This is a genomic window from Aquabacterium humicola (genome assembly GCF_030167915.1).
GTDB lineage: Bacteria > Pseudomonadota > Gammaproteobacteria > Burkholderiales > Burkholderiaceae_C > Pseudaquabacterium > Pseudaquabacterium humicola.
Genome location: NZ_JARGNB010000001.1, coordinates 2,287,726 through 2,296,681 on the forward strand (window position 1 = coordinate 2,287,726; position 8,956 = coordinate 2,296,681).

The window sequence follows — 8,956 nt, forward strand, 5'->3', positions numbered from 1 at the left end:
GACCACGGCGCGTCGACGCTGCGCAGCACCTCTTCGGAAGGCGCCAGCACGTCGACCCAGGCGGCGGCGGTCAGCGTCGTCATCGTGCGTTCGCGTCTGCCCGTGCCCGGCTTCAGCGCATCGCGTGCAGACCGATGCGGTTGCCCTCGGTGTCGATCACGTGCGCGAAGGCGCCCATGCCGTCGGGCAGCTCGATGCGCGGCGTCGCGACGCGGCCGCCGGCGGCGACGGCGCGTTCGAGCGCCGCGTCCAGCGAGGGCTCGGCGTTCAGGTAGATCAGCGTGCCGACGGCGCTGGGCTCGGGCGCTTCGGCGCCGGCCAGCAGCGCGCCGCCGACCCCCGCCTGGTCATAGGGCAGCACCGCCAGCGTCTGCGGCCCCATCTGCTCGCGGCGCAGCGGCTTCGTCAGCACCTTCTCGTAGAAGGCTTGCGCGCGCTCGAGGTCGCGCACCGGGATCTCGAACCAGTTGATGGCGTTGTGGACGGCTTCGGTGGTCATGAGGGGCTCCTGCGGTTGAAAACGAGGAGCGCATGCTGCGCCGGTCCTGCTGACAGCGGCTTGTCAGCAGGGGGATCGCCCATCGTTGGCACAGCCGCGCCTTTCGGGCGTCAGCGCCGCCGGTCCAGCAGCGCCGCCAGCCGCGGCTGCAGGAAGTCGCCCAGCGCCCGCATGCGCGCACTCAGGTGCGTGACGCGCGCCAGCACCAGCTGCAGCGGGTACGGTGGCGTCTCGACCTTCGGCAGCACGCGCACCAGCCGCCCCGCCGCGAGGTCGGCGGCGACATCGAGCTCGGACTTCAACGCGATGCCCAGCCCGTCGATGGCCCACAGCCGTGCGACGAGGCCGTTGTCGACGCTGCGCCGCGAGCGCATGTGCACGTCGACCGGCCGGCCGCCATCGAGCAGGCGCCAGCGCTGGCCGGCGCGGCTGGCGATGTGCAGGTCGATCGCCTCGTGCTGCGCCAGGTCCTCGATGCGCCGCGGCGTGCCGGCGCGCTTCAGGTACGACGGCGCGGCGACGAGGATCGCGCGGTTGTCGACGAGGTGGCGCACGATCTGGCCCTCGTGGGCCGGCACGCCGTAGCGCAGCGCGGCATCCACCGGCTCGCGGCCGAGATCGCTGATGCGGTCGCTGACCCGCAGCTCCAGCTGCAGCTGCGGGTGGGCATCGAGGAACTCATCGAGCAGCGGCCGGATCAGCTGCGTGCCGAGGTCCACCGACACGCTCAGCCGCAGCGTGCCGCGCACCTGCGTCATCGGCGCGTGCAGCTCGCCGAGCGCCTGCTCGATCAGGGTCAGCGCCTCGCGGCTGCGCGCGAGGAAGGCCGCGCCTTCGGGCGTCGGCCGCAGCGCGCGGCTGGAGCGGGTGAACAGGCGCACGCCCAGCTGCGTTTCCAGCCGCCGCACCGCGGCGGTGGCAGTCGCCGGCAGCAGCTGCGCCTCGCGCGCGGCGGCGGCCACGCCGCCCAGGTCGGCCACGCGCAGCGCCAGCCGCAGGGCCGCCAGCTCGGGGGTCGGCACGGACGCCGCGGCGCCGGTGGTCTTCGCCATTCGAGTCCTCGATCGACAAATGCCGTTTGTCGCTGGCGCAGTCTGGCACGGCTGGTTTCGATGCCGGGCCGCCGGCACAGTGACGGCCATCGAATCACCGAATTGCCCGAAAGGACTCCGCGATGAAAGCCGTCGGCTACCACCTGAACCTGCCGCTCGCCGATGAGCGCGCGCTGCTCGACCTCGATCTGCCGGAGCCGCCGGCGCCTGGCCCGCTAGACCTCCTGGTGGAGGTGCGCGCGGTGTCGGTCAACCCGGTCGACACCAAGGTGCGCGCCGGCGTCGCGCCGAAGGACGGCGCGGCCAAGGTGCTGGGCTGGGATGCCGCCGGCATCGTGCGTGCGGTCGGCTCGGGCGTGCAGGGCTTCGCGCCCGGCGACGAGGTCTGGTACGCCGGTGCGATCGATCGCCCGGGCAGCAATGCCGAGCGCCAGCTGGTCGACCACCGCATCGTCTCGAAGAAACCGCGCAGCCTGGACTTCGGCGCCGCCGCCGCGCTGCCGCTGACCACGATCACCGCGTGGGAGATGCTGTTCGACCGCCTCGGCGTGCCGCAAGGCGGCGGCGCCGGCCAGCGCCTGCTGGTCACCGGCGCGGCGGGCGGCGTCGGCTCGGTGCTGATCCAGCTGGCGCGGCGCTATACGCAGCTGGAAGTGATCGCCACCGCGTCGCGGCCGCAGACGATCGACTGGGTGAGCACGCTCGGCGCGCACCACATCGTCGACCACCACAAGCCCCTGCGGGCCGAGCTCGACCGCATCGGCGTCGGCGGCGTGAACAGCGTGGCGTTCGTCGCCAGCCTGACCGCGACCGACCAGCACTACCCGGCACTCATCGACGCGCTGAAGCCCTTCGGCAAGCTGGCGCTGATCGACGACCCGCAGGGCCCGCTCGACGCGCGGCCGCTGAAGGGCAAGAGCCTGTCGCTGCACTGGGAGATGATGTTCGCGCGGTCGCTTCACGGCACGCCCGATGTCGCCGAGCAGGGACGGCTGCTGGCGGAGGTCGCGCGCGCGGTCGACGCCGGCGAGCTGCGCACGACGCTGACGCGCCGCCTCGGCACGATCAACGCGGCGAACCTGAAGGCCGCGCACGCGTGGATCGAGAGCGGCCAGGCGATCGGCAAGGGCGTGCTCGAAGGCTTCTGATCGGCGCACGCCCGCCGGCAGCCTGGCGGGCACGCGGCCTGCCGGCGCGGCAGCACCCCGCGACGGTGGCGTGATAGAAAGGCCGCCGGCCTTATTCGCGCTCCGTCGACCTGCCGCATGCCGCACCTCCTGAACCGCCGCGCCTGGATCGCACTCGCCGGCGCCGGCCTCGCGCCGCTGCCGCTGTGCGCGGCGCCCGCCGCGTCCCTCGCCTCGACAACCGCGGCACCGATCGCGCTGCCGCCGCTCGCGCTGCGCGAGCGCCGCCTGCCCAACGGCCTGCACGTCGTCAGCGTGCCCGACCGCGCCAGCGCGACGGTCAGCGTGCAGGTCTGGTACCGCGTCGGCGGCAAGGACGATCCGCAGGGCCGCTCGGGCTTCGCGCACCTCTTCGAGCACATGATGTTCAAGAGCACGCGCCACATGCCCAACGAGATGTTCGACCGCCTGACCGAGGACGTCGGCGGCAACAACAACGCCTTCACCGCCGAGGACATGACGGCCTACCAGAGCGAGGTGCCGTCGAACCACCTCGAACGCATCCTGTGGGCCGAGGCCGAGCGGCTGGCGAACCTGAACGTCGACCAGGCCAACCTCGACAGCGAGCGCGCCGTCGTGCAGGAAGAGCTGCGCCAGCGCGTGCTGGCCGATCCCTACGGGCGCCTGTTCAACGCGCTGCCGATGGAGCAGTTCGTCCTGCATCCGTACCGGCGCCCGGTGGTCGGCAGCATCGAGGACCTCGCCGCCGCCACGCTCGACGACGTCACGCGTTTCCACGCCACCTACTACCGGCCCGACAACGCGGTGCTGATCGTCGTCGGCGACTTCGATCCGCCGCAGTTCGACGGCTGGGTCGACAAGTACTTCGGCCCGCTGAAGCCGCCGGCCGAACCGATCCCGCGCGTGACGGTGAAGGAGCCGCAACGCGCCGCCGACCGCCGCGTGACGATGCACGGGCCGAACGTGCCGCTGCCGGCGGTGGCGGTGCTGTGGCAGGGGCCGAACGCGGCGCATGCCGACGCGGCGGCCTACGACATCGCATCGGCCCTGCTGTCGGCCGGCGATTCATCGCGGCTCAACGAAGCGCTGGTCTACCGCGCGCAGGCCGCGCAGGCGGTGGGTTTCGCGAGCGAGCTGTACGCGGACGCCGGCATGCTGGCCGCCTACGCGATCGCCGCCAGCAAGGAGCCGCTGCCGCGGCTGGAGGCCGCGCTGCTGCGCGAGATCAGCCGGCTCGCGACCGGCCCGATCGCCGCGGCCGAGCTCGACAAGGTGCGCACGCAGCTGCTGACCGCCGCGCTGGTCGGCCGCCAGACGCCGCAGGGCAAGGCCGGTGCGATCGGCAAGGCCGTGCTGCAACGGGGCGATCCGCGCGATGCCGATCGCGAGCTGCAGCGCCTGCAGGCGGTGACCGCGGCCGACGTGCAGCGCGTGCTGAAGCAGATGCTCGCCGGCAAGCGCGTGACGATCCACTACACGCAGGAGGGCGGCAAGTGATGCGACGTTGTCTCGCGGCCCTCGCCGCCGTGGTCCTGCTGGGCGCTGCCCACGGCGCGACACCGGGCGTCGACGCGCCCCCGCCGCCGCAACCGCCGCGGCCGGTGGTCGTGCCGCCGCTGCACCAGCACCGCCTGCCCAACGGCGTGACGGTGGTGATCGCGCCGCGCCACCAGGCGCCGGTGGTCACGCTGGCCGTGCTGGTGCGGGCCGGGCCGGAGCTCGACCCGGCGGGCCGCTCGGGCACCGCGGCGCTGACCGCCGCGCTGCTCGGCAAGGGCGCGCGGCGCCACGGCAAGCCGGTGTCGGCGACCGAGCTCGCGCGCCAGGCCGAAGCGCTGGGCACGACGCTGGAAGCCGGCAGCGGCGCGCACTCGTCGACGCTGTCGATGACCGTCACCACGCCGAAGCTGGATGCGGCGGCCGCGCTGCTGGCCGACGTCGTGCGCCGGCCGACACTGGCCGCCGCCGAGCTCGAGCGCACGCGTGCGCAGTCGCTCGATGCGCTGCGCGTGACGCTGGGCGATCCGGCGCAGGTGTCGGTGCTCGCCGGCCGGCGCCAGTTCTGGGGCGACAGCGCCTACGGCCGCCTCGTCGCGCCGGCCACGCTCAAGCGCATCACACGCGCCGACGTCGCGGCCTTCCATGCCGCGTGGTACCGGCCCGAGCGCGCGGTGGTCGTGCTGGCCGGCGACGTCGACGAGACCCGCGGCCGCGCGCTGGCCGAGCGCCTCTTCGGCGACTGGCGCGTGCACGCGCCGGCGCCGTCGGCGACGCCGGCCACCGCGCCGCAGCCCCTGCCCGAGCCGCTGCTCCTGATCGACATGCCCGGCAGCGGCCAGAGCGGCGTGATGGTCACGGCGCCCTTCGTCGCGACACGCTCGGCCGAGCGCCGCATCGGCCAGGTCGCCAACGCGGTGCTCGGCGGCGGTTACTCGGCGCGGCTGAACCAGGAGGTGCGCATCAAGCGGGGCTTGAGCTACGGGGCCTTCAGCGAGACCGAAGTGCATCCCGACGCCGGCATGCTGCATGCGTCGACGCAGACCAACCATCCGACCGCCGTGCAGGTGCTGGAGCTGCTGCGCGGCGAGATCGCCCGGCTGGCCGAGGCCCCGCCGTCGGCCGACGAGCTCGCGGCACGGCAGGCGACGCTGGTCGGCAGCTTCTCGCGCCGGCTGGAAACCACCGGCGGGCTGGCCTCGCTGGTGCTGTCGCAGCTGGTGCTCGAACGGCCGCTGGCGGAGCTGTCGCGCACGGTCGACGAGATCATGGCGGTCAAGCCCGAGCAGGTGCAGGCTTTCGCGAAGCAGCACTGGCAGGCCGGCCAGCTGCGCGGCGTGATCGCCGGCGACCTGAAGGCCGCGGGCGACTCGCTGAAGCCGCTCGGCGATGCGGTGCGCCGCATCCCGATCGACGCGCTGGACCTCGAGCAGGCGAAGCTCGCGAAGCCGGCGAAATAGCGATCTCGCGCATGGCTTGAAAGATCGGACGCACGCATCCATGTGCAAGATTCGATCAATGCTTGGGGACGCTCCATGGTGATGGCCATGCTGGCCGCCGCCGCCGCGCTGCTGGTGCTGTGGTGGATCTTCCAGGGGCGCTTCGAGCGCTGGCGCCGCGCGCGCTGGCGCGCCCAGCCCTTCCCCGCGCCGTGGCGCCGCATCCTGCGCAAGCGCGTGCCGCTGGTCGCCAGGCTGCCGCCGGCGCTGCAGCAGCAGCTGAAGGGCCAGGTGCAGGCCTTCCTGGCCGAAGTGCCGATCATCGGCTGCCGCGGGCTGGTGGTCACCGACGAGATGCGCGTGACGATCGCCGCGCAGGCCGCGCTGCTGCTGTTCGGCCGCGCCGACCGCTTTGTCAACCTGCGCCAGGTGCTGCTGTACCCGGGCCACTTCGTCGTCGAGCGCCCGGCGCCGCTGCCCGGCGGCGTGGTGCAGGACGAGCGCCGCCACCTCGCCGGCGAGAGCTGGCAGCAGGGCCAGGTGATCCTGTCGTGGGACGCGGTGCGCGACGGCGGCGCGGTGCCGGACGACGGCGAGAACGTCGTGCTGCACGAGTTCGCCCACCAGCTCGACCAGGCCACCGGCCCGGCCAACGGCGCGCCCGCGCTGCCGAGCCGCGCGCATGCGGCGCAGTGGCAGCAGGTGTTCCGCGCCGCCTGGGCGCAGCTGCACGAGGGCCTCGCGCGCGGCGAGCCGGGCTGCTTGGGGCAATACGCGGCGCTGAACGAAGCCGAGTTCTTCGCGGTGGCCACCGAACGCTTCTTCGAGCAGCCGGCGCTGCTGCGCGGCGAGTACCCGGCGCTGTATGCGGTGCTGGCCGGCTTCTACGGCGTCGAGCCGCGCCACTGGCACGACTGACCACCACGTTCCGTCGCGGGCGCTTCGGCAGAATCGCCGGATGGTCTGCCCCCTGCTCACGCCGTTCGCTCCCCCCAAGGGGAACTCAGCGCCCTTCGGGCGGCCGGGCGGGCGCTGATGCCCAAAGCGCCCCCGGCCGACAGCAGCCAGAGCAGCCCGCCCGCGGCGCCGCCGAAGTCGGCGCCGCAGCGCGCGATGGAGAAGCTGGGGCTGCACCGCGACATCGACCTCGCGCTGCACCTGCCGCTGCGCTACGAGGACGAGACGCGGCTGACGCCGGTCGCCGAGCTGCGCGACGGCGAGCCGGCGCAGATCGAAGCCACGGTGCGCGATGCGCGCATCGAGCTGCGGCCGCGGCGGCAGCTGGTCGCGCGGCTGGTCGACGACGACGGCGACGTGATCGTGCTGCGCTTCCTGCACTTCTACCCGTCGCACCAGAAGGCGCTGCAGCCCGGTGCGCGCATCCGCGCACGGGGCGAGCCGCGCGGCGGTTTCTTCGGCCTGGAGATGGTGCATCCGGCCTTCAAGACGGTCGAGCCCGGCGCGCCCCTGGCCGACGTGCTGACGCCCGTCTACCCGACCAGCGCGCAGCTGCCGCAGGCCTACCTTCGAAAAGCCGTGGCCAGCGCGCTGAAGCGCGCGCCGCTGCACGAGCTGCTGCCGGCCGAGGCGCTGCCGCAGGGGCATGAGAACCTGCCGAGCTTGCGTGAAGCCCTGCAGTGCCTGCACCACCCCCCGGCCGGCGCGTCGTTGTCGGCACTGGAGGACAAGCAGCACCCGGCGTGGCAGCGGCTGAAGTTCGAGGAGCTGCTGGCGCAGCAGCTGTCACAGCTGCAGGCGCAGCGCGAACGCGCGCGGCTGAAGGCGCCGGCGCTGCAGGCCGCGCGCGGCGGGCTGCACGAGAAGCTGCTGGCCGCGCTGCCCTTCGCGCTGACCGGCGCGCAGCGGCGCGTCGCCGACGAGATCGCCGCCGACATCGCCCGGCCGCAGCCGATGCACCGGCTGCTGCAGGGCGACGTCGGCTCGGGCAAGACCGTGGTCGCCGCCCTCGCCGCGGCGGTGGCCATCGACGCCGGCTGGCAATGCGCGCTGATGGCGCCGACCGAGATCCTCGCCGAGCAGCATTTCGCGAAGCTGGTGCAGTGGCTGGAGCCGCTGGGCGTCGGTGTCGCGTGGCTCACCGGCAGCCGCAAGGGCAAGGCGCGCCAGCGCATGGTCGAGCGGGTGGCGTCGGGCGAGGCGGCGCTGGTCGTGGGCACCCACGCGGTGATCCAGGACGACGTGCAGTTCGCCAGGCTCGGCCTCGCGGTGATCGACGAGCAGCACCGCTTCGGCGTCGCGCAGCGCCTGCAGCTGCGCCGCAAGCTCGAGGGCGACGGGACGCAGAAGCTCGAGCCGCACCTGCTGATGATGAGCGCGACGCCGATCCCGCGCACCTTGGCGATGGCCTACTTCGCCGACCTCGAGGTCAGCACGATCGACGAGCTGCCGCCGGGCCGCACGCCGGTGCTGACCAAGCTCTTCGCCGACAACCGCCGCGCCGACGTGATCGCCCGCATCGGCGACGAGCTGGCGCAGGGCCGGCAGGTCTACTGGGTCTGCCCGCTGATCGAGGAATCGGAGACGCTGGACCTCAAGAACGCCACCGAGACGCATGCGCAGCTCAGCGCCGCGCTGCCGGGCCGGATGGTCGGCCTGCTGCACGGGCGCATGCCGGCGGCCGAGAAGTCGGCGGTGATGTCGCTGTTCAAGGGCGGCGAGATGGCGGTGCTGGTGGCGACGACGGTGATCGAGGTCGGCGTCGACGTGCCGAACGCGAGCCTCATGGTCATCGAGCACGCCGAGCGCTTCGGCCTGGCGCAGCTGCACCAGCTGCGCGGGCGTGTCGGCCGCGGCACCGCCGCCAGCGTCTGCGTGCTGCTGTACGGCACGCCGCTGTCGCCGGCGGGCAAGGAGCGCCTGCGCGCGATGGCCGAGACCCAGGACGGCTTCGAGATCGCGCGCCGCGACCTCGAGATCCGCGGCCCCGGCGAATTCATGGGCGCGCGCCAGAGCGGCGACGCGCTGCTGCGCTTCGCCGACCTGACCGAAGACGCACCGCTGCTGCGCGAGGCGCGGCGCAGCGCGGCGCTGCTGCTGGAGCGGCACCCGACCGTGGCGCGGGCGCATGTCGAGCGCTGGCTGGAATCGCGGGCCGAGTACTTGAAGGCCTAGGAACAGTGCGCGGTTCTCGGCCCGTTGCGGTCATTCGATGTCGAGCCGCTGGACGTTCCGAAAGCGGAGCGCCCGAGCGGCTCGGGCTGCGGGCACAGCGGGCCGAGTCCGGCGGTCGGCCCCGGGGGGGCCGACTCCGCTGCGGTCCTCGGCTTGGGGGCGCGCCGTCCATTTAGCTTCGCTCGCTGC

Annotated in this window: 7 protein-coding genes; 5 read left to right on the forward strand and 2 right to left on the reverse strand. The window is 73.5% G+C overall.

Annotated elements, in window-relative coordinates:
• Positions 1-112 precede the first annotated feature (112 nt).
• Entirely contained in the window at positions 113-499 is a 387-nt protein-coding gene (locus tag P1K89_RS10225) for a VOC family protein (protein ID WP_284616267.1), read from the reverse strand.
• A 110-nt stretch (positions 500-609) separates the two neighbouring features.
• A complete protein-coding gene (locus P1K89_RS10230; RefSeq protein WP_284616268.1) occupies positions 610-1,551 on the reverse strand; it encodes a LysR family transcriptional regulator in 942 nt (313 codons plus the stop codon).
• Positions 1,552-1,673: 122 nt separating this feature from the next.
• Here P1K89_RS10230 and P1K89_RS10235 point away from each other — a divergent pair, with 122 nt between their 5' ends.
• From P1K89_RS10235 to recG, 5 genes are all read left to right on the forward strand, one after another.
• Positions 1,674-2,699, forward strand: a complete 1,026-nt coding sequence (locus tag P1K89_RS10235; RefSeq protein WP_284616269.1) for a zinc-binding alcohol dehydrogenase family protein — start codon at positions 1,674-1,676, stop codon at positions 2,697-2,699.
• Between the two features lie 117 nt (positions 2,700-2,816).
• Complete coding sequence (locus P1K89_RS10240; protein ID WP_284616270.1) at positions 2,817-4,196, forward strand: M16 family metallopeptidase; 1,380 nt, start codon at positions 2,817-2,819, stop codon at positions 4,194-4,196.
• Positions 4,196-5,656, forward strand: coding sequence for a M16 family metallopeptidase (locus P1K89_RS10245; RefSeq protein WP_284616271.1), 1,461 nt, complete (start codon positions 4,196-4,198; stop codon positions 5,654-5,656). Before P1K89_RS10240 ends, P1K89_RS10245 begins: the two co-directional genes overlap by 1 nt.
• Before the next feature lie 81 nt (positions 5,657-5,737).
• Complete coding sequence (locus P1K89_RS10250) at positions 5,738-6,553, forward strand: M90 family metallopeptidase (RefSeq protein WP_284616272.1); 816 nt, start codon at positions 5,738-5,740, stop codon at positions 6,551-6,553.
• 117 nt (positions 6,554-6,670) lie between these two features.
• Positions 6,671-8,767 (forward strand): ATP-dependent DNA helicase RecG, encoded by a 2,097-nt coding sequence (gene recG / locus P1K89_RS10255; protein WP_284616273.1) that lies wholly within the window; start codon positions 6,671-6,673, stop codon positions 8,765-8,767.
• Positions 8,768-8,956: the final 189 nt, after the last annotated feature.

Coding starts and splice junctions, on each gene's coding strand:
- P1K89_RS10225 (WP_284616267.1), bottom strand. CDS start 499: ATGACCACCGAAGCCGTCCACAACGCCATCAACTGGTTCGAGATCCCG.
- P1K89_RS10230 (WP_284616268.1), bottom strand. CDS start 1,551: ATGGCGAAGACCACCGGCGCCGCGGCGTCCGTGCCGACCCCCGAGCTG.
- P1K89_RS10235 (WP_284616269.1), top strand. CDS start 1,674: ATGAAAGCCGTCGGCTACCACCTGAACCTGCCGCTCGCCGATGAGCGC.
- P1K89_RS10240 (WP_284616270.1), top strand. CDS start 2,817: ATGCCGCACCTCCTGAACCGCCGCGCCTGGATCGCACTCGCCGGCGCC.
- P1K89_RS10245 (WP_284616271.1), top strand. CDS start 4,196: ATGCGACGTTGTCTCGCGGCCCTCGCCGCCGTGGTCCTGCTGGGCGCT.
- P1K89_RS10250 (WP_284616272.1), top strand. CDS start 5,738: ATGGCCATGCTGGCCGCCGCCGCCGCGCTGCTGGTGCTGTGGTGGATC.
- recG (WP_284616273.1), top strand. CDS start 6,671: ATGCCCAAAGCGCCCCCGGCCGACAGCAGCCAGAGCAGCCCGCCCGCG.